Here is a 22,667-nt window from a genome sequence, read left to right as displayed (position 1 = left end):
AAACACTGATTATCATTTAATTACTAAACAATAGTATATACTCGAAGCCGAAGCATTTAAAACAACTTTAGTATCTGTATTTAACTAACCACCATCGTATTTTTTGCACTATTAATAAAAAACAATGCAGGAGTATTTAGGCAAATAAAGGCATTAGGTAAAAAATTAGCGTCGGAAATTAACAACGTATTGCTTTTAATAGCCTATTTACTTCTTGATTATCTAGACATTCAAACCCTCAAACTAGCCCACTTATGTCAGAAACAGATATTGATTCACAAAATACCTTCAAAAGGTCGTTCAAGCTATTTGATGCTACTATGATTGTAGCAGGCTCGATGATTGGCTCAGGTATCTTTTTAGTAAGTGCCGACATCGTCCGAAATGTAGGCTCGGCTGGTGGTTTATTAGTTATATGGCTGATTACGGGGTTACTAACTGTAGCCGCAGCCCTTAGCTATGGTGAATTAAGTGGCATGTTTCCCAAAGCGGGTGGGCAGTATATTTATCTCAAAGAAGCGTTCAATCCGTTGGTAGGTTTTTTGTATGGGTGGAGTTTCTTTGGTGTAATCCAAACAGGTTCAATTGCAGCCGTGGGTGTAGCTTTTAGCAAATTTTCGGCCTATTTATTTCCTGTACTAAGTGAAAAAAATATCCTTCTTAGTACCTCCTTCTTTCAAATATCGGCTGCTCAAATCACGTCGATAGGCCTAGTTGTTCTACTAACGTATATAAATACACGTGGCGTTCAACATGGTAAGTTTGTACAATCCATTTTTACAGTAACCAAACTTTTGGCCTTGTTTGGCTTGGTTATTTTTGGTTTTATAATGGGAGCAAAACACCAAATTTGGCAACAAAACTGGCTTACGGGCTTTAGTATTCAACAACTTACACCTACGGGTATTGTACCTTATACAGGCATGGCCATTTTTGGGGCAATAGCCGCTAGTATGGTAGGCAGTTTGTTTAGTAGCGATTCTTGGAATAACGTTACTTTTATTGCAGGCGAAATCCAAAACCCTCAACGCAATATCGGTCTTAGTTTATTTTTAGGCACTTTGATTGTTACGAGTATTTACCTCTTTACCAATATTATGTACCTATCGGTATTGGATTTATCAGCAATAGCTTTTGCCGAAAACGACCGTGTAGGCGTATTAGCTTCACAGCATATTTTTGGAGATATAGGCACTAACATTGTAGCCTTATTTCTGATGATTTCTACCTTTGGCTGTAACAATGGCTTGATTCTTTCGGGGGCAAGGGTGTATTATACAATGGCCAAGGATGGTTTGTTTTTCAAAAGTGTAGCACAACTCAACAAAAATGCCGTTCCAGAAAAAGCCCTTTGGATTCAATGCGTTTGGGCTTCGGTATTATGCCTAAGTGGAAAATACGGACAACTACTTGATTATGTGATATTTGTGGTATTAATTTTTTATATACTTACCATTGTGGGTATTATTCGTTTGCGTATCACCAAACCACATTTGCCACGTCCTTACAAGGCTTTTGCCTATCCATTTTTGCCATTGTTATATATCTTGGCAGCTTCTAGTATTTGTATTTTATTGCTAATTTACAAACCCTCATTTACATGGCCTGGCCTAGGAATTGTACTATTGGGAATTCCTGTATATTATTTATTACTTAGAAAAAAACAAGATTTTTAGTGAATAAAAAAAGCTTCAAGGCTCCACAACATACTTTTATTTACCTTTTAACTTCTTTAAAATATGCTATTTTCGATAGGTAAAAAAATTGCGTTAGTATATGGCTTTTCCCAACTTGCTTTTGTAGCAATAGGGCAGCACAAAGACTACCCGATTCAGCCTGTAGCTTTTACACAGGTGCATTTTCATGATAATTTTTGGACCCCCAAAATGCAGATAAATGCCAATGTAACAATCCCTTACACCCTGAATCAGTGTAAGATTACAGGACGTATTGATAATTTTAAAAAGGCAGCAGGACTATTGCCTGCCGATAAAAGTACGTCTTTTACCTTTGATGATACCGATTTATACAAAGTTATAGAAGGGGCATCGTATAGCTTACAAACCAAGAAAGACCCTGCTCTTGAGAAATACCTAGATACCCTGATCACAGCCATTGGCTCGGCACAAGAACCCGACGGTTATTTGTACACTTTCAGAACTATGAAGTTAAAAAAGCCACACGAATGGATTGGTACAAAACGCTGGGAAAAAGAAGAAGATTTGAGCCATGAGCTTTATAATTCGGGGCATTTGTTTGAGGCTGCTGTAGCCCACTATCAGGCTACAGGTAAAAAGAATTTTTTGAATATTGCTACTAAAAATGCTGATTTATTGGTAAAAACATTTGGCTGGGGCAAAGAAGAGCGTTTTCCAGGACATCAGATTGTAGAAACAGGCTTAACCAAACTTTATCGGGTTACAGGCAAAAAAGCGTATCTCGATTTGGCTAAATTCTTCTTGGATTTACGTGGGCTAGAGGGGCACATGAACCAAGAGTACAGTCAGTCGCACAAGAAGGTTGTTGACCAACACACCGCCGTTGGCCATGCCGTACGTGCGACTTACATGTACACCAGTATGGCCGATGTAGCGGCGTTGACGGGCGATAAGCAATATTTAGCAGCTATTGATGACATTTGGCACGATGTCGTCGACAAAAAAATCTATATCACAGGTGGTATTGGGGCTACTGGCAATGGCGAGGCTTTTGGGGATAATTTTGATTTGCCCAATATGAGTGCTTATGCCGAAACGTGTGCTGCTATTGCCAATGTATACTGGAACAATAGAATGTTTTTGTTACATGGCGATGCCAAATATATTGATGTTTTGGAAAGAACTCTTTACAATGGGTTACTTTCGGGTATATCCTTGAGCGGCGATAAGTTTTTTTACCCCAATCCTCTGGCCTCTTTAGGGCAGCACCAACGCCGAGCTTGGTGGGATTGTGCCTGTTGTGTTTCAAATATGACTCGCTTTTTGCCTTCTGTGCCAGGTTATGTATATGCCCAAAACCAAAATGATTTGTATATAAACCTTTTTGTAGGAGGTAATGCCAGTATTCTGTTGCCTAATACTGCCTTACAAATTTCGCAACAAACTAATTATCCTTGGGATGGCAAAAATGAAATAACCCTAAGCCCCAACAAGAAAAAACCTTTTACCCTACATATTCGTATACCGGGTTGGGCTATTAATCAGCCTATTGCTGGCGACTTATACCAAGACGATGCCCCTAGTTCTCCAGTTAGTATTGTACTGAATGGAAAGCCATTGGTTTATACAATAGAAAAGGGTTATGCCGTAATTAATCGTACTTGGAATAAGGGCGATAAAATCACGCTTGATTTGCCGATGAACGTAAGAAAAATAATAGCCAAAGACAGCGTAAAGGCCGATAAATCAAGGTTTGCGTTGCAACGTGGCCCTATTGTGTATTGCTTGGAAGGTCATGATAATCAGGATGCCTCGGTGATGAATATTGTTGTTGACAAAAATGCTCCAGTAACAGCTAATTATCAGCCCGATATACTGAATGGCGTAATAACCTTGAGTATGAAAGGCTCATCCACCAAACGCCAACTAGATTCTGATCAGCTTATTCAAACTCAGCAAGAAGTAAAAGCTATTCCGTACTATGCTTGGGCTAATAGAGGTTCGGCCGAAATGGAAGTTTGGATTCCTTACGAGGCTTCGGCAGCTCGACCTAAGGCTGCTCCAACAATTGCTACTAAAAGTAAAGTATCGGGGTCGGTTACTAATGTTCTGATGTTGAAGGCTCTCAACGACCAGTTTGATGTACAGGATTCTAATGATAAAAGTGGTAACTTTTTACATTGGTGGCCTAAAAAAAATACAACCGAATATATTCAATACGATTTTGATAAAGAATATACCGTTTCAAACTCTAGTATTTATTGGCTCGACGATAGCCCTTGGGGTGGTTGTAGAATTCCTGTTTCGTATCAGCTTTTCTATCAAAAAGATGGCCAGTGGATTCCTGTAAAAGTGATTTCGCAAACCGCCGCTAGCAAAGACCAATTCAATACTATTGTGTTTGAACCAATCAATACTAAAGCCCTTAAAATGGAAGTGAAACTCCCAGCAGACAATGCTTCGGGCGTTCATGAATGGACAGTTAAGTAAAATTGAATGATGATGAATGTAAAAAAGCTACGCTGTTATACAGTCGTAGCTTTTTTATTAGGGGTACTATTGAAACCAACGATAGCTTGAAAAGCCTATTAATGGATCAATTCTGCTAATTTTTTATGTAACTCTTCACTTCTGAGGTTTTTGGCAATGATTTTACCATTTTTATCCAACAAAAAGTTCATCGGAACAGCACTTACAGCATACATTTTGGCAGCTTCATTTTGCCATCCTTTTAAGTCCGAAACATGTACCCAAGTAAGTTTGTCGGCATTGATAGCCTTTACCCAATTACTTTTTTTATCGTCCAATGACACGCCCACTATTTCAAAGTTTTTATCACGGTATTCATTATATGCTTTTACTACATTAGGATTTTCTTTTCTACAAGGCCCGCACCAACTTGCCCAAAAATCTACCAAAACGTATTTACCTTTTAGTGAAGCCAACGTAAAGGCATTGCCTGTTGTGTCGGCCATACTAAATGCAGGAGCCATTTTGCCAACATCTACTTTGGCCGAATTATCCAAAAATTCTTTAATATTCGTTCCATAATAAGTAGCTTGAGCATTTTTGGCTAGAAGGTTATAATAGGTTTTGGCTTTTTCTTCCGAACCAGCCCTTGTAAAATAGCTATAAATAATAAAAGCACTTATCAATGAATTAGGACGTGCAGTAGCCAAACAAATTGACCATATAGAACGCTGAATACAGCTAAGACGAAATACTTCTTGGCACTTTTCGGGCAAATCGGCCATACTTTTTTCAAGCATGGCTCGTAGGTCGTTCACTGCAATATGTTCGTTGTTGGAATCGTCAAATAGCTGTTCTCTAAAATGAAGAAAATGCTCTAAATCGCTACTCCGTACCCAAGTAGATTTGATAAAATTGAGCATCTGAAACTTGACAGCCTGATAAAGATAGCCCGAAAGCGAGCTGGTGATCTGAGTAGTGGTACGATTCTACAAATACATCTTGAATAATCTCTTCACAAACCTCTTTTTCTCGAAGCCTATTGTAGGCATAAGCATACAACTTGGCCCAATATCTTTCATAAATTTCGTCGAAAGCAAAAGAGTCGCCTTGCTGTATCAGGGCATAAAGTTCATGGTCAGTATGTAACGTCGTTTTATTTATATCTTTAGGGATAAGTAGCTTTTCATTGAGAAAGGAGTTGGTGAAATTACAAAACTATCCCAGTATTCATAATACGAATGATCAAGCTATTTTTATTTAGTACTTCTATAATAAAGCTGATTTCAACAACCTGTTTTTTCTACAAAAACAAAAAAATACACTTTTATAATAAAATAACAAACAGACAAATAGCCGTTTTTCATAAAATTCATAAAAAATGCCTGTTTTTAATAGATAAGCGTATTGGTCGATTGTTATAAATCTACATAATCTATAGGCAATATTACAAAATATCGCTTTTAATCTTTTCTTTTTAATAGAAAATATTCTTAGCCATCTGGCAAGAAAAAGTAGTACAGCCCTAAAAAACCACTATTAAATCACTAATAATCAATCCATTAATTTATTTTTACAAAAAAGCATTCACACACCCAACTATTTTTTATCATTTTCATCTTAATGACAAGTAATCCTGCAAAATAGATTTGGATTTTTAACTTCAACCATCAGTTATTTAGCCACCAAACATTATTCGGCACGATTCCTTCAATCAGTTACTCCAAAATGCCATTTAATTAGCTTATAATAAAACAAAAACCATCTTTATTTGAAAACTCAATCTGAAATTATAAAGCGTTGTTTAAGAGGAGATGAACAAGCCTACAGCACACTCTATCATCAATATGCTTCAAAAATGATGGTTGTTTGTGTTCGTTATTCATCAAATTTTGAAGAAGCCAAAGACTTGCTACAAGAAGGGTTTATGCGAGTGTTCCAGCACCTGGATCAATTTAAAGGTGAAGGCTCTTTGGAAGGTTGGATTCGGCGAATTATCGTAAACGTAGCCTTAGAGTTTTACCGAAAGAATGTCCATAACCGAAGTTTAGGCCATTTGCCTACAGACTACGACAGCCATCATCCTGTGGCAGCAGAAGAAATCCTCAGCCGAATTCATGCAGAAGAATTGCTGGAGTTGGTACAAAAGCTTCCTCCTACTTATCGTCTAATATTTAACTTATATGAGTTTGAGGGTTTTAAACACCACGAAATTGCTAGTCAATTGGGTATCTCTGAGGGAACTTCCAAATCCAATTTATTTGATGCAAGAAAACTTTTACAAAAATGGGTTTCACAAATGATGTACGATATTAAAAAATAAATACAATGAGCAATCAAGAATCAAACGAAATAGGAAAGGTTTTTAGGTCTGCCATTGACGGAATTTCCATACCACCTCCATCTGGAATTTGGGAAAACCTCAGACTACTAGCCATACAAACGCAACTTTTGCGGTACAAAAAATATACCCAATGGCTGGGTATTTATGCTAGCCTTGTTACAATTTTATTGGGAGGGGCAATGTATCTGTTATTTCTCAAAAAAACGGCCGATGTCTCGCCTAAAGCAATAGATTATACTCGGCAACATAGCCAAGCTATTCAACACGATACCATATTGATTCGTCGTAATGTCGTAAAGTATGTTTACCTAAACAATCATACAACACCCGAAAATGTACCCAAGAACCTAATTGAAAATCATAATATCGGTAATCGTAACCTTAACGCTTTAACAAATGATAAAAACTCTACTTCAGATACCAAAAATATAGTAACTGACCCCAATCCCCCTCTTAGCACTGCTGTAGAATCTCAAGAGGAAATTCTTACGGCCAAAGAAGGTAATCCATACATACCCTTTAATAGTCATTTTGGGCTACCTAGTATGGGTATACCAAAAACTTCTGTGGCAGCAGTATCAGCTACCAAGCCTCAGTCTAGCAAAACGCCTTTTATTAATCGTTTGGCTATATCGGCCTTCTATTCCCCAGAATGGGGCGACCTCACCGTGTACAGGTCTGAGCCAGAAGCATTTAATTATGGTAACGAAACGATAGAAAAAGCTAGCTCTTATGGACTCAGGGCTAGTTTCGACCTCAATTCAAGGCTGAGCATTAGCACTGGTATAGAATGGAGCAGTATTCAGTTTGCAAGTGCTATTCGAAAATTTCCGATTCAGGCCGAACTTGTCAATGGTCAAGTAAACTATTTATACAAAACTGTTTTTGGAGTAGCTACTATTCCAAACGAAGAAATGACAACAATACCAGCTATTGGTAATACGATTTCGTTGGAGTCGGAAGATGAACATAAAGTAAGTTTTATTAAAATACCTATTTCGCTCAAATACAATGTGTTTCAGTTGAAGTTAAAAAAAACAAATCGTAACCAAAAGTACCTTGCTCTATACGGCATAGGGGGTTTGAGTTATAATATGCCGTATCGACAAGCACTACAAGTAGAAATCTATGAACCCGACGGGCATGATTTTTATGCAACACTAGGTTCGTTTAGTAATACACAATCGTTTTGGAGTTATAACCTAGGTATAGGTGCCGAAATGGATTTATCACATCATACCTCTGTGTGGTTAGAGCCTTATTACAACAAAACTATCAATAGCTTTGTAAGGGATTTACCTCTACAATCCTATGTCCATAACCTTGGCCTAAAGGTAGGATTGAAATGGCATTTTTAATTTTTTTTTGGGTACACCCAACCCTTTTAGCATGATTTCATCTTGTATATAAAATATCATACCCCCAATCACTATTACAAGATGAATCATTCTGAAAAAATTAAACGCAATGAATTCCTAAAAAATTTAGGAATCAAAGGTGCTGCTTTATTAGCGGTTTATTGTACAGGAGCATCATTGAGCTCTTGCCAAAATGAAAGTGCTATTACGCCCGATGCCACAGGCGAATTGTTGAGTATCGACCTAACATCGTCGGCTGCATCGCCATTAAAAACCGTGGGTGGGTATATTCGCCAAAACAATGTAGTACTAGCCCGAGTAAGTACCACCGAGTACGTAGCCGTAACCCAAACCTGTAGCCATGAAGGAAGAAAAGAGATTATGTTCACCAATAATCAATTTTACTGTACAGCACATGGAGCAGTATTCAATAAAGCTGGAGTTGGCCAAAACAGTAATGGACGAGCTGGCATCAAGGTATTTAAGGTAAGTATATCAGGCAATATGCTAACTGTCACTAATTAAGCATTGGTAATCAGCCAATTACCAATATTCTGTTTTTTGTATTCTATCAACCAAAAAGCTTAAAAAATTACATTATGAAACGTTGGGTAGTCATATTCGGGCTTTGGCTCGCTGGAATTCCTATGTCTTTTGCACAAGATGACTTATTAGATGTACTTTCCAAAGAACAGAACGATATTCCAATTTATACAACGGCAACGTTCAAATCTACTCGTTTGGTGAGTGGCCACTCAGTCGAAACAATTGCCGAAAAACACTTAGATTTTAGAGTTTCTCACCGATTTGGAGCGGTCAACTCAGGTTTTACCGAACTCTTTGGCTTAGACCAATCTACGATTCGACTAGGCTTAGAATATGGGCTGACCAATCGCCTCACCATTGGGCTGGGGCGTTCTAGCTCAGAAAAAGTATACGACTATTATGCCAAGTATAAAGTGCTACGTCAGTCAACAGGTAGCGTATCAATGCCTGTAACCATTACGGCATTGGTGGCAGGGTATACTACCACACAACCTACATCGCCCAATAGAATGTATTTCAACAATGTAGAACGACAAAGCTATTGTGCCCAACTTTTGATTGCACGAAAATTTGGCGAAAAGCTTTCTTTGCAGCTTGCTCCAACGGTATTGCACCGCAACAAATCCGAAACACCCATAGATGCCAATACGCTTTATAGCTTGGGCATCGGCGGTAGATTCAAGCTGAGTAAACGAACCTCATTCAATGCCGAATATTATTATACCCCTTCTCAAATTGGTGATACGCCCCTGCGTGACCCTCAATTTACCAATGCCCTTTCGGTGGGTTTTGATATTGAAACAGGTGGGCACGTTTTTCAATTACATCTTTCCAATTCAAAAGGTATGATGGAAAGAGCTTTGATTGGCCAAACAACAGGACAGTGGTCGAGTGGGGATATATTCTATGGTTTTAATATTTCAAGGGTATTTAGTTTTGATAAATCTGCTCAAAAAAAACATCAATAACACAATGAAAAACCTCATTATACTATTACTAATCAGCTCATTATCTAGTATCAATACCTCTGGACAGGTATATATAGGCAATACAGGTTTTACAAGCTTTTTTTCGAAAACCCCTATGGAAAATATCAGTGCTGAAAACAGGAATGTTTCGGCAGCACTGAATATTGCCACCAAAGATGTTGCCGTAAGGATACAAAATGCAGCGTTTCGGTTTCCTAATAAACTGATGGAAGAGCATTTTAATGAAAACTATATGGAGTCTGAGAAGTACCCCATAAGTACTTTTAAAGGAAAGTTTTTAGAAAATATTGATGGAGAAAAAGACGGAACTTATGAAGTAACCGTAAAGGGTATATTGGAAATACACGGTGTCAAACAAGACAAAGTCTTTAAGGCTAAAATTAGTAAATTATCTGATAAACTGGATATTACATGCAATTTTGACATAAAATTAACCGACCACAACATAGAGATTCCCAAATTGGTATTTGAAAAAATAGCCGAAACAATTGCCGTAAAAAACAAGTTTTCTTTAACCCTAAAAAAGCCTTAATCATGAAGCAAATCATGCTATTGGGAAGTATGGGACTATTACTTGCAATACCAGCTTGCCAAAATATTAAAGGCGACCCTTCGCCCAACGATATAACAACAACAAGTCCTACCGAAAACAACACGGGAAGTACCTCGGCTAGCGATAGTAGTACCACAGCAAATACCAATACCTGTGGCAATACCTCTAGCAATGCCTCTAAGGGCGATTCTATTTGCTTTAATACGCAAGTATTACCATTTATTGTTAGTAACTGTGCCACAAGTGGCTGTCATGATGCCAAAACTCGTGCCGATGGCTATGAGCTAACCTCGTATGCCACTATCACAAAGAAAGGTATTACCGCAGGAAGTCCTAGCAAAAGTAAGATTTATACCCTTATGACTCGTACCGACAACGAAAGAATGCCGCCACCACCTGCACAGGCATTATCCAAAACACAAACCGACGTTATTGCTAAGTGGATTTTGCAAGGTGCAAAAAATGTAAATTGTGCGGTAGTAGTAGATACCCAACATGTAACGTTCTCTAAAACAATTATGCCATTGTTGGCTACCAACTGTATTGGTTGCCACAAAACGGGGTCTATTTCGGGTGGGGTTAATTTAGAAAACTATACAAGTATTAAAACATACGTTGACAACAAACGCCTTTATGGCTCTGTGACCTATCAGAGTGGGTATGCAGCCATGCCGCCAATAAGCAAACTAACTGATTGCCAGCTATCTGTTATCAAAAAGTGGATTGATGCTGGAGCTAAAAACAACTAATACCCCTTCAGACGGTTGAGGTAAGCCAAAACCGTCTTTTACCCGTCTTGCAATACCATAGTCCTAAAGGTAAGATTAATACGTGGGGTCGACACCCTTTTGGTTTTGGGCAAGCTATGTAACCAATGGGTTTGGGTTGTACCTTTCATTTCTAGCAAAGAACCACTCTCTAAATCGATAGATAGGGTTTCTTGAGTTTGTTTGTGCTTCAACGAAAATCGACGGGTTGCACCAAAACTTAACGATGCAATAGAGGTATCTTTGCCCAATGCCTTTTCGTCGTCGCTATGCCATGCCATACCTTCGTTGCCATCATGATACAAATTGAGCAGGCATGAGTTATAATGAGTTTGGGTTATTTCCTCTACTAATTTTTTCAAAATCAATAGTTCTTCTGTCCATAACAAAGCCTCTTTGGTTGTATTAGAATAAGTGTACGAATAACGGCTATCGCCATACCAAGCTACTTTGCGTTTGGTAATAATGTGTTTACCAAAAATAACTGCTTCATCGTTTTTCCATGCTATAGAATCCATAAGTTTTTGGTAAAAAAAATGAGCATCCTGTCCTGACAATATCTTGCCATAATACTGCACTATACCATCTTTGGGCAATAAGTTACGGGTAATTGCATCACTAAATAATTCCATATTGCTAAGTTTAATATCTTTTCTATAACTACCCATCCGAGCCTCTTGTTCTGGAAAAAGTACAAAAAGGGATTTTGTACTGAGCAGCTGATTCATAAAAAATTTCAGCTATTGCATTTTGCTTCAAGTTTTTTAGGCTTATTTTTTACAAAATACAATAACATACTAATAATCAATATATTAAAAAAAAAATTTAATTTGTCGTCAAAAAATCAGGGCTTAGTCGGGCGGCTTCCCAGCCTATAATTGCTGTTTTACGAATAGGATTCCACATATATCCGCCAATCGCTCCTGTCGCCTGAATTACCCTATGGCATGGAATCAAAAAAGCTACAGGGTTGCTTCCTATGGCCGTACCTACTGCTCGGGAAGCGTTGGGGTTTTGGATTTTTTCGGCGATTTCGCCATAAGTACTTAGGCTTCCTAAAGGGATTTGTAAAAGTGTTTTCCAAACTTTCAACTGAAAATCTGTTCCTTTCAAATGCAGTTTTATCTCATCTAATTTATTCCAATCTGACGAAAAAATATGCAGGGCATTTTGTTGTATTCTGTCTGTAATTTGTCGAAAATGAGCTTTAGGAAAATGGCGTTTAAGGTCTTCAAAAGCCTCATGTTCATTTTGGATAAATACCATGTAGCAAATTCCTTTGGTGGTCGACGCTACTAATATATGCCCAAAAGGACTTTCGGCATAGCTATAATTGATAGCCAAATGTTCTCCTCCATTTTTAAATTCGCCAGGGGTCATACCTTCTACATTGACAAAAAGGTCGTGCAAGCGACCCGTACCAGACAAGCCCGTTTCTTGGACGGCATCGATAAGCGTAGCTTTTTTCTCTTTCAGAATATCTTTGGCATATTCAACACTAATGTATTGAAGAAACTTTTTGGGGCTTACCCCTGCCCATTCGGTAAACAGGCGTTGGAAATGAAAAGGACTTAAATGAACTGCCTCGGCAATTTCTTCTAAAGTAGGTTGACTTCTGAAATGCTTTTGTATGTAATTGATTGCGGTGGCTATTCGATAATAATTGATTTGGTCTTGCTCGTTCATAATGCTTGATAGTTTGATACGTCAAAAGTACGATGCTTTTGATAGACATAAAACCCGAAAATTGCGAACTTCAACAAGCTTTACCAAATATAACTTAGCCTTGTTTTTATAGTATTTATTTTCTCCAAAATACCATAACAACCGTTTATCAATCTCTCTTACCGACCATTGTTTTTTGTATGGATAACAAAAAAACTTCGACTAATTTTGGATCAACAATAACACAAAAACCTGACTTACAGATTATTATACCTAAAACTAATTTTGTCATAACCGTATCTAAACAAATAAAAAAATGAAATCTCTATTAAAAGTTCTCGCAATCGTTACTCTTACAACTTCTTCTATCTGGGCAAACACCACTGACAACGATGCCAGTGCCAACAGCAATAAAACAAAGACATTCGCCATTGGCTTATACCGTGGTGCTGGCACTTTAGATATGCACTTGATGCTCGATAAATTAACAGGAAAAACTGTTAGTATTGTGATAAAAGACAAAGACGGAAGAATTATCAACCGTGAAAACATTACCAAAAATACTCGCACTTACCATGGAAAATATGATTTTAGTAGTGCTGAGGATGGCCTTTATACCATTGAAATTACAGATGGTAACGAAACTTTGAAAAGAACAGTCAACCTTGATTCTTCATCCGAAGCATCGTACAGAAAAATGATTGTAGAATAATATTCAATAGGTTTTATACCCAAAACATGAGTCATCCCGAATTTTGGAACTAGGGTTATGCTCCAACTGTTTATCAAAAAGTCGGTCGAAAAACAATTTTCGACCGACTTTTTGATATTAATCTACTGAATAACTGATTTTTAGACACAAAATATTACGTCTATATTGCTGCAAGGTAGACATAAAGAATAATCACTTATTCACTCAATTAGGGATGAATCATGTTTTTGGGCTGTACACTCACACTTACTAAAAACTTTTTGCTTTATTTATAAGAATAAACTATAACATATATCACACTAAATATCAACTACTTAATCTAATTCAACAAACCTTGGTATCTGTGTTGTAGCAATTCTTTCAAAAGCGATGTTACACTTACTGAAGCACAAGCAATATGCTCGTCGGCTGCACCATAATAAATATACAGTGTATCGTCGATTACCAATGCTCCCGAAGGAAAACATACATTATTGACTTGCCCTTTTAGCTCCCATTCGAGGTCGGGACTAAATAATGGATAAGGTAGTCTTGCTAGCTCGTTCTGAGGGTTTTCTAAGTCTAATAAGGCTGCACAAGCCGAATAAACATAGCCCTTTACGGTATCGTGTACACCATGATAAATCAAAAGCCAACCTTCATCGGTTTCGATAGGGGGGCATCCGCCACCAATATAACTTACTTCGTGTTCATGGAGGGGCGATAACAAAATGTTTTTTCCTAAATTAAGAAAGTAGTTTTGCCAGAAATTGGGCGTAAGCTCTTCCAAAGAATCTACCACTACAATCTGAATATCGGGCTTTATTCTATGCAAAAAGAAAAACTTACCTTGGATTTTTCTTGGAAAAAACACCAGATTTTTGTCCCAAACAAAGATTTGACTATCATTTTTATCATGAATACTTTTCGGGTCGTTATATCTTAAATACTTTTCATTGAGGGGCGATTTAGATTCAGATAAATGGGCAAATTCGTTGAAGGTTAAACAAGGCACAAGAATTCCTTTTTTATCAAATTGCTCTAGGTCGAGCGAGGTTGCCAGTGCTCCTAATGAATTTATGCCATCATAAGCAGTATACGTCAAATAAAAAAGTTGGTCAATTTTAACAATTCGAGGGTCCTCAACTCCATGCGACTCAAAAGGAGCTTGCGGGAAAAGTAGCGGATTTTCTAATCGTTCTTCTACTGTCATAGGGCCACTTAGTCGACAATACCCAATCGTAGAATAATTTCCTTTGCTGACGGCTCGGTAAAATAAATGAATAATACCTTTGTCCATAATAACAGCAGGATTTAATACCCCATCACTTTCAAAACCGAAGGCTGTTTTTTCTAATAAAATGCCTTCTTTTTTTACTTCTATCATCCTTTTATTGTTTATTCAAGCTTGCTTTCGTAAAAAAATTACTAGGTGTAATTTAAGGGCGATGTTGGGGAAGAGACTATATTCGTTGCGATATTAAGTAGTTGTACAAAGTAACTTTGAACTTTTAAAGTCAAGTATTTATTGTAAAAAATAAGGATTCTTATTTATAGTAGTTCACGCTCAAAATAGACTAATTCTTTGGAGTTTGGGTCATCGAATATCTGACAAAAGTACACTCTTGATACATAGCGTCGTACTTTTAGTTTTAGCGTTGGATTCACTTTGGCAAATACAATATCACCTTCTTTATATTTATGTTCCATAAGAGATAGTCTAAACTGGGTTTTCTGGATTAATTTGAAATAAGTAATTAATATTTTGAACAGCATTAACAGGATGTTTGGATTGATAGAGGTTGTTAGATTTTAGGATAATGAAGTTGGTTAAACCTGTGTAACTGACGAATAAATTCGCTAGCTAAATCAGAAAAATATTCATTGAGTGAATTTATCTGTTCAAAAACAACCCTCAAAATTCCTATTATTAATCCAAAATCCCTTCAATCCTGTTAATCCAAACATACTGTTTACTCTCATTAAAATTTGCTTAATCCTATAAATCCTGATTTAAAAGGGGGAGTAATATCCTTGTGTTCGTTGCATTCAACGAGTTGTAGCTTTTGAATTTTTAAAAAACCTATTCCCCATATTAATATTAATAGCAGATTGATGACATAAATATGTGTATACATGTTGTGGGTTTGTTGTGTGAATACTGAGTACCAATATTCAACCTCAAAGATGGTACTATTATCGCCAATAATGTTATACAATTATCCCTAAAAGTTACATATATCACTGATTATTGGATTTTTGTTTTTCTATAAAACAGCTACGTATACCGATGAAAACAACACACTGTAAATCAATAAATTATACCAAAAAAATGATAAATATTGTTTCGTCGTATATTTCTTTTAGTTATATGTACCTTTAAGTACTATACTTACTTTATACACACCCCCCTATAAATATGCTTTTATATATTAAATATATGATTAGTCTTCGTTGTAAAATGTTAGTCAAAGAAGAACTCCTGAAACTTGGCTTACATCATGTTTCAATCGACCTAGGCGTTGTTGAAATCTTAGAAGACATTACAGAACAACAGTATTCAAAATTAAAAATTAACCTCCTAAAATCTGGCTTAGAGCTACTCGACGACAAAAAAAGTATCTTGATTGATAAGATAAAAAATGTCGTTATCGAAATGATTCATTATTCCGACGAACTCCCCAAAATCAATTATTCGGATTATATCAGTGAAAAACTCAACTACGACTATACGTATCTTTCCAATATTTTTTCGGAAGTAAAAGGTATCACTATTCAGCAGTTTATTATTGTTCATAAAATCGAAAAAGTAAAAGAGCTTTTACTGTACGATGAACTGAACTTAACCGAAATATCTTATAAGCTCCACTACAGTAGTGTTGCACATTTATCTAATCAATTTAAAAAAATCACGGGTTTATCACCCTCGTTTTACAAACAACTCAAACAAAAACGCAACAACTTAGAAAATTTAGAAAATAACAACATATAAGTAAGCGTAGTGCATACTTTTATTTAAGTCTTGCCTTTGTCTTTATTCAAAGCATCCTTTTTACCCATTTAACCAGCTCATACCACATTACAGATACAAAGCCCATCACCACACAAATTCCTAATTGTAAGGCACTTAACTGCTTGAACTCAAAGAAGTCACTAACGGGTTTTACCAAAAGTGTTATTCCTGCTAGCGAAGCAGTAATACCAATAATCAACCAAACAAGGTTGTTTTTGTATTGTAATGTAGTAAAAATTGAATAGTAAAAAGAGCGATTGACCAAGGTTAGAAAAATATTGGCGGCTATCAATACCGTAAAAACCATTGTACGGGTTATCTCTTCGCCAGCGTTTTGGCTTACGGCATACAGATACACTAGCAATGTTCCAGTCGTAATTACCAAGCCTTGTATCATACTGGTAGTAAGTTCTTTCCAACTAAAAAAAGTGTTGGTCAATGGTCTTGGTTTTTGGGTCATGGTATTTTTTTCCATAGGCTCATTTTCATAGATAATCGAGCAGGTAGGCCCCATAATAAGTTCTAAGAAAATAATATGGATTGGTGAAAAAATATTGGGATACGCCCAGCCCAAAGTAAGCGGAATAAATACCGTAAGGATAATCGGAATATGAATAGAAATGATGTACTGAATTGCTTTTTTGAGATTGGCATAAATGCGTCTTCCTACCCCAACAGCATGTACCATTTTGGATAAATCATCTTCAACCAAAATCAAAGAAGCTGCTTGTTTGGCTATTTCTGTACCTTTTTTGCCCATGGCTATGCCTATATGAGCCGCTTTTAGGGCTGGGCCGTCATTGACTCCATCGCCTGTCATAGCAACAATCTCATTTTGGGCTTTCAAAGCATTGATTACCCTCAACTTGGCATCGGGAAACATCCGAGTAAATAACTGGATTTGCTGAACCTGTTTGGCTAATTCATGGTCTGAAAGCTGCATCAGTTCGTCGCCAGTAATACTATTTTCATAACCCTTAAACCCTATTTGCTTGGCAATAGCGGTAGTTGTGGCGGTGTTGTCGCCAGTAATAATTTTGACCGAAATACCCGCCGTATAAAAATCGTTCAATACAGCCTGAATATTGTGTTTGGGTGGGTCATAAAAAGCGACTAACCCTTTGAGTTCAAAGGGTAAATCTTGTTGATTTTCTGGAAAATCTGAGCCTGTAAAAACGGCTTCAGCAACGCCCAATACTCGATAGCCGTCTACTGCCAAAGTATTGATGGCTTTATATATTTGTTGTTTTTGAATCTCGTTTAGACTTGAGGCTGCAATAAGGGCTTCGGGAGCACCCTTGGCGGCAATAATACGGTGATTTGATTCATTCTCAAAAATATGAGTCATCATAGGGGGCTTTCCAGTCAATGCATATTCATGAATAATGCTATATGCAGGCCGTTGGTCGTGTTCTACAAAGTCGGAATAGGCAGTATGCAAGGCTATTTCCATAGGGTCGAATGGCAAAACCTCGCTAGCCCATACAGCCAATGACAACACTTCTTTTTCTTGTTCGGTAAAAGCTACATTACTTTCCGAAATCCGCCCTGTCGACAAGGCAAACACTTTGGCCAAACTCATTTTGTTTTCGGTAAGTGTCCCTGTTTTATCGGTACAAATTACAGTAGCACTACCCAGTGTTTCTACTGTTTTCATTTGTTTTACCACAATACCCATGTTCATCAAACGCCAAGCTCCAATTGCCATAAAAGTAGTAAATGCAATGGGAATTTCTTCGGGCAAAATACTCATGGCCAACGTCAACGCTTTCAATAGGCTATCCAAAATATTGTGCGAGTGATAGTAATTGATAGCCCAAAAAATAACAAAGACGATTAGCCCACTAAAGGCCATTTTCTTGACAAAGTTGGTTATTTGAAGTTCTAAGGGTGTTTTTTCTTCTTGAATACCCTCTAGGCTTTTTCCTATTTTGCCAAGCTTGGTTTGGTTGCCGATTGCCGTAACACGCACAATTGCCAAGCCACTAGCTACCATAGCCCCCTGAAATACAGCATTTTGATCGGAGGGGGTATCTTTTATAACTGGTAAAGATTCGCCTGTAAGAATAGATTCATTAACCGAAAAATCATTGGCATGAACAATAATACCATCGGCAGCAATCAACGCTCCTTCTTCTGTCAGGAGGTTGTCGCCAAGTACGATTTCTTCGCTTTTAATTGCTACTATTTTTCCATCTCGTATTACCTTACAATTAGGCTGTGTAATATCTTTGAGTTTTTCCAAAGCATTTCTACTTCTAGAATCTTGATAAAGCGAAATGGCACATTCTAGCACCAAAGCTGAAGCTAAAAAAAAGCTATCGCCCCATTTTCCACTAATAAGATAAATACACGATGCCACAAACAACAAAATCACCATGGGTTCTTTTGCCAAATTTGTGAGGGCAGTCCAAAAATTATTCTCTTTTTTATAAGTTAAAGTATTCGTACCGTGCTTTTTACGTGCTGTAGCTACCTGTTTTTTTGTTAAACCTGTTATGCCAAAGGTATTGTTAAACATATTATAGTTGGTTTAATAAGTAATTGTACAAAATCGGAGGGCTAAAAGGCCAGTACGATTTGTAGATAACTATGGCAGAAAAACTTATGCTAAAAAATGTCAAATAATCAGAAAAACAAATAGGCAGTGTATTTGACTGATTGTCATTATTTTAATACCTAATTTAGGCATTAAATCGGTATAAGCTACACGTCTAGGCTCGAATGTTCAATAAACTGATTTTCTCGATTGGTTTTGGCATTTTTAAAACACACCACAAACCTATGTGAGCCGTCTTGATAATCGTATTGAATATCAAAAAAATGAAGCTCGCAAATTTGTTGTACAATCGACAAGCCTAAGCCAATAGAATCAGGATTTCCTTTTTTGAATCTGCGGAATAGCTCTTTGGTAGGTACAGTAGGTGGCGTTCCCGAATTCTGGATATACAGTTTTGAAGGCGTTAATTTAACAATGATATTGCCTTGGCAAATGTTGTGCCGAATAGCATTACTAAATAGGTTATTGAGTAAAATACTGGCCAACACAGGATGCAAACGCAAGGATACGTTATCTTCTATATCTTGTTCTAGTTGAATAGACTTCATTTCGAGGAGTTCCTCAAAACCCTCGATAGATTCCTTGATAAGCTCACTAAAGTCTATTTCTTTGATACTTTCATATTCTTGATTTTCGAGTTTGGTCAATAATATCAGCGACTGGTTGGTTTTGGTAAGCTTGTCAAGGGCATTCAAAGCCGTTAGGATAAGGGTAGCTTGTTCGTCGTTGATATTGGATTGCATCAAAAGCTCCAATTTTCCTTGAATAATAGCTAAGGGGGTTTGTAGTTCGTGCGAAGCGTTCTCCGAAAATTCTTTTAACGAATTGTAGTCACAGATGGCTTTATTCATCATTTTTTGTAAAAAATGGTTTAGCTCCTGAAACTCGGTGGTATTGCTTTCTGGCAAAACAATGGTTTGCTTTTGTTTGAGTGAAAAACGGTGAATTACTTCAAGGGTATGATTAAAAGGGGCTAATATTCTTTCTGAGCCTAAACGTAAAAAAATGCCGAGTAATAAAATTAGCAATAAGAATATTTCTAACATCGACTCAAATACAACTTGTGTTACATCATCGGCATTGATCATCATGTTGTACACCGATATGTAATAGTGTTTGCCTTGTATTTTGTACGAAGCCGCTGCCTTAATTTGTTTATCTACTCTTTGCAGCTGTGGACTCCAAGCAATTGTATCGGACAAAGTAACTTTTTGAATAGGCAACGAATAAGGTATTTCTCGAATTTGAAGTTGTTCTCGCACCAATTTTTCGGCAGGAACACCTTTTTCTATTTTCTGACAAATATGTCTCAGCAACTTTTCTTGTTCTTTGGCTTGGGCAATTTCAATATGTGATTCAAAACTATAAAACGTAAGAATTCCACCTGCCAGTAAAACAAAGGCCGAAATAGCAAGATACCAAGACGTAAATTTATTGATGAGTTTCATATTATTGAACAACTATATAGTTGAAAATGAGCTTTTTATATTTAGGCAATAATAGCTTTTTGAAAATACAATACCTTTTTGAGGAAGCTATTATAATCAATCCTTTATTTTGGATTGGTTTCAAACTTATAACCAAGCCCATACACCGTACCAATATAGTCTTTACCATTGGAAGCACTAATTTTTTTTCGCAAATTTTTTACGTGCTGATACACAAAATCAAAATTAGCTAGGTTGTCGGTATAATCGCCCCACAAGTGTTCGGCAATTGACTGGCGAGTAATAACCCTATTTTTATTCGCCAAAAAATACACCAACAAATCAAACTCCTTTTTGGTCAAATCCAACAATGTATCGTGTACTTTTACTTCATGGGTTAAGGTATTGATAGTTAGCTCATTAAAAACCACAATATTGTCGCCCCCCAATACATTTCTTCGATAAATAGCCCTCAGCCTAGCCAGTAGTTCCGACAAGTGAAAAGGTTTGGTCAAATAGTCGTCTGCCCCCAATTCCAAACCATTGATCTTATCGTCAAGCGAGTTTTTGGCCGAAATGATAAGAATATTACTCTGAAGTCTATTTTTTTTAATAAGCTTCAGTATATCAAGTCCATTGCCATCGGGTAGCATAATATCCAATACCACACAGTCGTAGTCAAATGACAGAAGTCTATCCTCTGCCTGCTGATAAGTATAGCAAAATTCGCAAATTATGCCTTCTTTGCTGAGAAACTGCTGGAGATTTCTAGCCAGTTCTGTATTATCTTCTATTACGAGTATTTTCATATTGGGGTCAAAATTCAAAATTCTTTTTGAAGAAAATTTGAAGATTTTTGAATTACTAATAGGCTTTAATATAAAATATTGATTTTCAGAAACTTACTGTAATTATTAAAATCATACCAATATAAATCATATTGATAGACTTGCTTTTATGTAAAAAAATAAAATTATAATTATATTGAACAATTAACAAATCGGCAATATAATACAAGATGTAGCTATTTTGAAATAAATTTTATTATCAACTTCAAAATCTCCTCAAAATCTTCTTTAAAATTTGAGGAATCACACGATTAAATAGAGACTTTTCCCACGATTGATACCCTCACTTTGGTTATTATCGCTCCATCAACATTTTAGCTAAAATTGTATCAATCTAAAGCTAGCTCTATTTAGTCTTTAAATCACTGTAAAAACTATGTCTTTGAAACGCTATGCAAAATGGCTATTTCTCTTTGTGTGTTGGCTAACAACGAGAAATACGATGGCTCAGCAACCCATTCTAACCCTTTCGGAAGCCATCAAAATGGGTTTACAAAATTTCAATTCAATCAAAGCAAAACAACGATACCAAGAAGCCTCATCGGTTATGGTTGATAACGCTCGTCGCCAGTTTTTGCCCGATGTCAATACCGCCATTCAACAAAACTATGGTACAGCCAACGGTCAGTTTGGGCCACTGTATTCGTATAAGGGTGTTGGTATAGCCGCCGCTGGGCCCAATGCTACTTCACAGAATTGGAACACGGCCTTTGGGGCTTTATATGCTACCAATATCAACTGGGAGGCGTATTCATTTGGCCGTTTGGCAGCTACCCTAGAAGTGGCCAAATCGCAAGTAGTGCGTGATTCGTTGGATGTACTACAAGAGAAATTTGCTCATACTATCAAAATCGGCGGAGCTTATTTTAATGTATTAGCAGCCCAAAAGTTTGTAGAAGTAAGCAAAGCCAACCTCAAACGTGTAACGGCATTACAAGAAGTAGTAAAAGCTAGAGCCAAAAATGGCCTAAATGCAGGAGTAGACTCGTCGATTGCCAACGCCGAAGTGTCCAATGCTCGCTTGAGTGTAATAGATGCCCAAAATATTGAGATTCAAGCCAATAGCCAATTGGCGGTACTGCTCAATCTTGCTCCTCAGCATTTTGAGCTAGACAGTATATATTTTGTGAGTATACCAAGCGTATTGTCATCGGCAACAACAATTGATAGCAATCCTACTCTAAAGTTTTTTGAATCACGAATTACCATTTCTGATAATTTACAGAAACTGTATCTAAGAAATAAACTGCCTACAGTCAACTTATTTGGAGCATTTCAGACCAAGGCATCAGGCTTTAAGAATGATTATACACCCGACAACCAACATATAGATGGTAGTTATTTTGGCGGTATTTCGCCAAGTAGAAGTAATTTTTTGATCGGAGCAGGGGTATTCTGGAATTTTATGGCTCCTACCAAAATCAAAAAGCAAATAGAAGCACAAAAGCTGATTACAGAAGCCCTCAAATACGAATATGCTCAAACCCAAAATCAGTTGCAAAACCAATACATATTGGCCGACCAACGTATTGCCAACGCTTTGTTGAGCTACCAAGAATCGCCAATTCAGCTAGAAGCTGCCAAAAATGCTTATGAGCAAAAGGCTTTGCTTTATAAAAATGGATTGTCCAATATTATCGACCTTACCCAATCGCTTTTTGTACTTAACCGTGCCGAAACCAATATCAATGTGGCTTATGCCAATGTTTGGCAGGCTTTATTGCTCAAAGCCGCTACCAATGGAGATGTCGATTTACTTATGAAACAAGCTAGATAACC

19 protein-coding genes are annotated in these 22,667 nt (G+C 37.0%); 11 read left to right on the top strand and 8 right to left on the bottom strand.

The window, feature by feature from the left end; genetic code table 11:
• Positions 1-254: 254 nt before the first annotated feature.
• The gene (locus tag FLEMA_RS0100965; RefSeq protein WP_044170382.1) at positions 255-1,676 is read left to right on the top strand and encodes an APC family permease; all 1,422 of its coding nucleotides are present in this window, start codon (positions 255-257) and stop codon (positions 1,674-1,676) included.
• 63 nt (positions 1,677-1,739) lie between these two features.
• Complete coding sequence (locus FLEMA_RS0100960) at positions 1,740-4,148, top strand: glycoside hydrolase family 127 protein (RefSeq protein WP_052353896.1); 2,409 nt, start codon at positions 1,740-1,742, stop codon at positions 4,146-4,148.
• Between the two features lie 98 nt (positions 4,149-4,246).
• Here FLEMA_RS0100960 and FLEMA_RS77315 read toward each other — a convergent pair whose 3' ends face one another.
• The gene (locus FLEMA_RS77315) at positions 4,247-5,050 is read right to left on the bottom strand and encodes a redoxin domain-containing protein (protein ID WP_052353895.1); all 804 of its coding nucleotides are present in this window, start codon (positions 5,048-5,050) and stop codon (positions 4,247-4,249) included.
• A gap of 848 nt (positions 5,051-5,898) precedes the next feature.
• Here FLEMA_RS77315 and FLEMA_RS0100945 point away from each other — a divergent pair.
• The 6 genes from FLEMA_RS0100945 (at position 5,899) to FLEMA_RS67090 (ending at position 10,666) form a co-directional block, all read left to right on the top strand.
• Positions 5,899-6,450 (top strand): RNA polymerase sigma factor, encoded by a 552-nt coding sequence (locus FLEMA_RS0100945; protein ID WP_026993836.1) that lies wholly within the window; start codon positions 5,899-5,901, stop codon positions 6,448-6,450.
• Between the two features lie 5 nt (positions 6,451-6,455).
• Positions 6,456-7,829 (top strand): outer membrane beta-barrel protein, encoded by a 1,374-nt coding sequence (locus FLEMA_RS0100940; protein ID WP_026993835.1) that lies wholly within the window; start codon positions 6,456-6,458, stop codon positions 7,827-7,829.
• Between the two features lie 81 nt (positions 7,830-7,910).
• Positions 7,911-8,354 carry a Rieske (2Fe-2S) protein gene (locus tag FLEMA_RS0100935; RefSeq protein ID WP_044170380.1) on the top strand — a complete coding sequence of 148 codons (444 nt, stop codon included), beginning with the start codon at positions 7,911-7,913 and terminating at the stop codon, positions 8,352-8,354.
• A gap of 74 nt (positions 8,355-8,428) precedes the next feature.
• Positions 8,429-9,343, top strand: a complete 915-nt coding sequence (locus tag FLEMA_RS0100930) for a DUF5777 family beta-barrel protein (RefSeq protein ID WP_026993833.1) — start codon at positions 8,429-8,431, stop codon at positions 9,341-9,343.
• Positions 9,344-9,347: 4 nt separating this feature from the next.
• Positions 9,348-9,896, top strand: coding sequence for a YceI family protein (locus tag FLEMA_RS0100925; protein WP_026993832.1), 549 nt, complete (start codon positions 9,348-9,350; stop codon positions 9,894-9,896).
• Positions 9,897-9,898: 2 nt separating this feature from the next.
• Positions 9,899-10,666, top strand: a complete 768-nt coding sequence (locus FLEMA_RS67090) for a c-type cytochrome domain-containing protein (protein ID WP_052353894.1) — start codon at positions 9,899-9,901, stop codon at positions 10,664-10,666.
• A 38-nt stretch (positions 10,667-10,704) separates the two neighbouring features.
• Here FLEMA_RS67090 and FLEMA_RS0100915 read toward each other — a convergent pair whose 3' ends face one another.
• Together FLEMA_RS0100915 and FLEMA_RS0100910 are read right to left on the bottom strand one after the other, a co-directional pair.
• A complete protein-coding gene (locus FLEMA_RS0100915; RefSeq protein ID WP_310587194.1) occupies positions 10,705-11,412 on the bottom strand; it encodes an alpha-ketoglutarate-dependent dioxygenase AlkB family protein in 708 nt (235 codons plus the stop codon).
• A 97-nt stretch (positions 11,413-11,509) separates the two neighbouring features.
• Positions 11,510-12,370 carry a bifunctional helix-turn-helix domain-containing protein/methylated-DNA--[protein]-cysteine S-methyltransferase gene (locus tag FLEMA_RS0100910; RefSeq protein ID WP_026993830.1) on the bottom strand — a complete coding sequence of 287 codons (861 nt, stop codon included), beginning with the start codon at positions 12,368-12,370 and terminating at the stop codon, positions 11,510-11,512.
• 295 nt (positions 12,371-12,665) lie between these two features.
• On the opposite strand from FLEMA_RS0100910, the gene FLEMA_RS0100900 reads away from it, so the two are divergent.
• Positions 12,666-13,061, top strand: a complete 396-nt coding sequence (locus FLEMA_RS0100900; protein ID WP_026993829.1) for a T9SS type A sorting domain-containing protein — start codon at positions 12,666-12,668, stop codon at positions 13,059-13,061.
• Between the two features lie 319 nt (positions 13,062-13,380).
• Here the strand turns inward: FLEMA_RS0100900 and FLEMA_RS0100895 are convergent, their stop codons facing one another.
• Both FLEMA_RS0100895 and FLEMA_RS77030 read right to left on the bottom strand, forming a co-directional pair.
• On the bottom strand, positions 13,381-14,427 hold the full coding sequence (locus FLEMA_RS0100895; RefSeq protein WP_026993828.1) for a glycoside hydrolase family 130 protein: 1,047 nt from the start codon (positions 14,425-14,427) through the stop codon (positions 13,381-13,383).
• Between the two features lie 164 nt (positions 14,428-14,591).
• A complete protein-coding gene (locus tag FLEMA_RS77030; protein WP_169719922.1) occupies positions 14,592-14,750 on the bottom strand; it encodes a hypothetical protein in 159 nt (52 codons plus the stop codon).
• A 709-nt stretch (positions 14,751-15,459) separates the two neighbouring features.
• Between FLEMA_RS77030 and FLEMA_RS0100880 the strand changes: the two genes are divergently transcribed.
• Positions 15,460-16,032, top strand: coding sequence for a helix-turn-helix domain-containing protein (locus FLEMA_RS0100880; protein WP_026993827.1), 573 nt, complete (start codon positions 15,460-15,462; stop codon positions 16,030-16,032).
• A 46-nt stretch (positions 16,033-16,078) separates the two neighbouring features.
• On the opposite strand, the gene FLEMA_RS0100875 is transcribed toward FLEMA_RS0100880, so the two are convergent.
• From FLEMA_RS0100875 to FLEMA_RS0100865, 3 genes are all read right to left on the bottom strand, one after another.
• Complete coding sequence (locus FLEMA_RS0100875; RefSeq protein ID WP_026993826.1) at positions 16,079-18,574, bottom strand: cation-translocating P-type ATPase; 2,496 nt, start codon at positions 18,572-18,574, stop codon at positions 16,079-16,081.
• A gap of 185 nt (positions 18,575-18,759) precedes the next feature.
• Positions 18,760-20,061: a sensor histidine kinase gene (locus tag FLEMA_RS67085; protein ID WP_052353893.1), complete on the bottom strand. Its 1,302-nt coding sequence runs from the start codon at positions 20,059-20,061 to the stop codon at positions 18,760-18,762.
• A gap of 104 nt (positions 20,062-20,165) precedes the next feature.
• Positions 20,166-20,849, bottom strand: a complete 684-nt coding sequence (locus FLEMA_RS0100865; RefSeq protein ID WP_026993825.1) for a response regulator transcription factor — start codon at positions 20,847-20,849, stop codon at positions 20,166-20,168.
• A 415-nt stretch (positions 20,850-21,264) separates the two neighbouring features.
• On the opposite strand from FLEMA_RS0100865, the gene FLEMA_RS0100855 reads away from it, so the two are divergent.
• A complete protein-coding gene (locus tag FLEMA_RS0100855; protein ID WP_026993824.1) occupies positions 21,265-22,665 on the top strand; it encodes a TolC family protein in 1,401 nt (466 codons plus the stop codon).
• Positions 22,666-22,667: the final 2 nt, after the last annotated feature.

This window comes from Flectobacillus major DSM 103 (assembly GCF_000427405.1).
Lineage (GTDB): Bacteria > Bacteroidota > Bacteroidia > Cytophagales > Spirosomataceae > Flectobacillus > Flectobacillus major.
The sequence above is the reverse complement of the archived record's forward strand: the minus strand, read 5'-3'. Positions and strand labels throughout refer to the sequence as shown.

Bases quoted from the DNA above. Each gene is read 5' to 3' on its own strand.
- FLEMA_RS0100940 (WP_026993835.1), top strand. From the start codon at position 6,456: ATGAGCAATCAAGAATCAAACGAAATAGGAAAGGTTTTTAGGTCTGCC.
- FLEMA_RS77030 (WP_169719922.1), bottom strand. From the start codon at position 14,750: ATGGAACATAAATATAAAGAAGGTGATATTGTATTTGCCAAAGTGAAT.
- FLEMA_RS0100960 (WP_052353896.1), top strand. From the start codon at position 1,740: ATGCTATTTTCGATAGGTAAAAAAATTGCGTTAGTATATGGCTTTTCC.
- FLEMA_RS0100935 (WP_044170380.1), top strand. From the start codon at position 7,911: ATGAATCATTCTGAAAAAATTAAACGCAATGAATTCCTAAAAAATTTA.
- FLEMA_RS67090 (WP_052353894.1), top strand. From the start codon at position 9,899: ATGAAGCAAATCATGCTATTGGGAAGTATGGGACTATTACTTGCAATA.
- FLEMA_RS0100915 (WP_310587194.1), bottom strand. From the start codon at position 11,412: ATGAATCAGCTGCTCAGTACAAAATCCCTTTTTGTACTTTTTCCAGAA.
- FLEMA_RS0100900 (WP_026993829.1), top strand. From the start codon at position 12,666: ATGAAATCTCTATTAAAAGTTCTCGCAATCGTTACTCTTACAACTTCT.
- FLEMA_RS77315 (WP_052353895.1), bottom strand. From the start codon at position 5,050: ATGCTCAATTTTATCAAATCTACTTGGGTACGGAGTAGCGATTTAGAG.
- FLEMA_RS0100895 (WP_026993828.1), bottom strand. From the start codon at position 14,427: ATGATAGAAGTAAAAAAAGAAGGCATTTTATTAGAAAAAACAGCCTTC.
- FLEMA_RS0100880 (WP_026993827.1), top strand. From the start codon at position 15,460: ATGCTTTTATATATTAAATATATGATTAGTCTTCGTTGTAAAATGTTA.
- FLEMA_RS0100910 (WP_026993830.1), bottom strand. From the start codon at position 12,370: ATGAACGAGCAAGACCAAATCAATTATTATCGAATAGCCACCGCAATC.
- FLEMA_RS0100925 (WP_026993832.1), top strand. From the start codon at position 9,348: ATGAAAAACCTCATTATACTATTACTAATCAGCTCATTATCTAGTATC.
- FLEMA_RS0100965 (WP_044170382.1), top strand. From the start codon at position 255: ATGTCAGAAACAGATATTGATTCACAAAATACCTTCAAAAGGTCGTTC.
- FLEMA_RS0100865 (WP_026993825.1), bottom strand. From the start codon at position 20,849: ATGAAAATACTCGTAATAGAAGATAATACAGAACTGGCTAGAAATCTC.
- FLEMA_RS0100930 (WP_026993833.1), top strand. From the start codon at position 8,429: ATGAAACGTTGGGTAGTCATATTCGGGCTTTGGCTCGCTGGAATTCCT.
- FLEMA_RS0100855 (WP_026993824.1), top strand. From the start codon at position 21,265: ATGTCTTTGAAACGCTATGCAAAATGGCTATTTCTCTTTGTGTGTTGG.
- FLEMA_RS67085 (WP_052353893.1), bottom strand. From the start codon at position 20,061: ATGAAACTCATCAATAAATTTACGTCTTGGTATCTTGCTATTTCGGCC.
- FLEMA_RS0100875 (WP_026993826.1), bottom strand. From the start codon at position 18,574: ATGTTTAACAATACCTTTGGCATAACAGGTTTAACAAAAAAACAGGTA.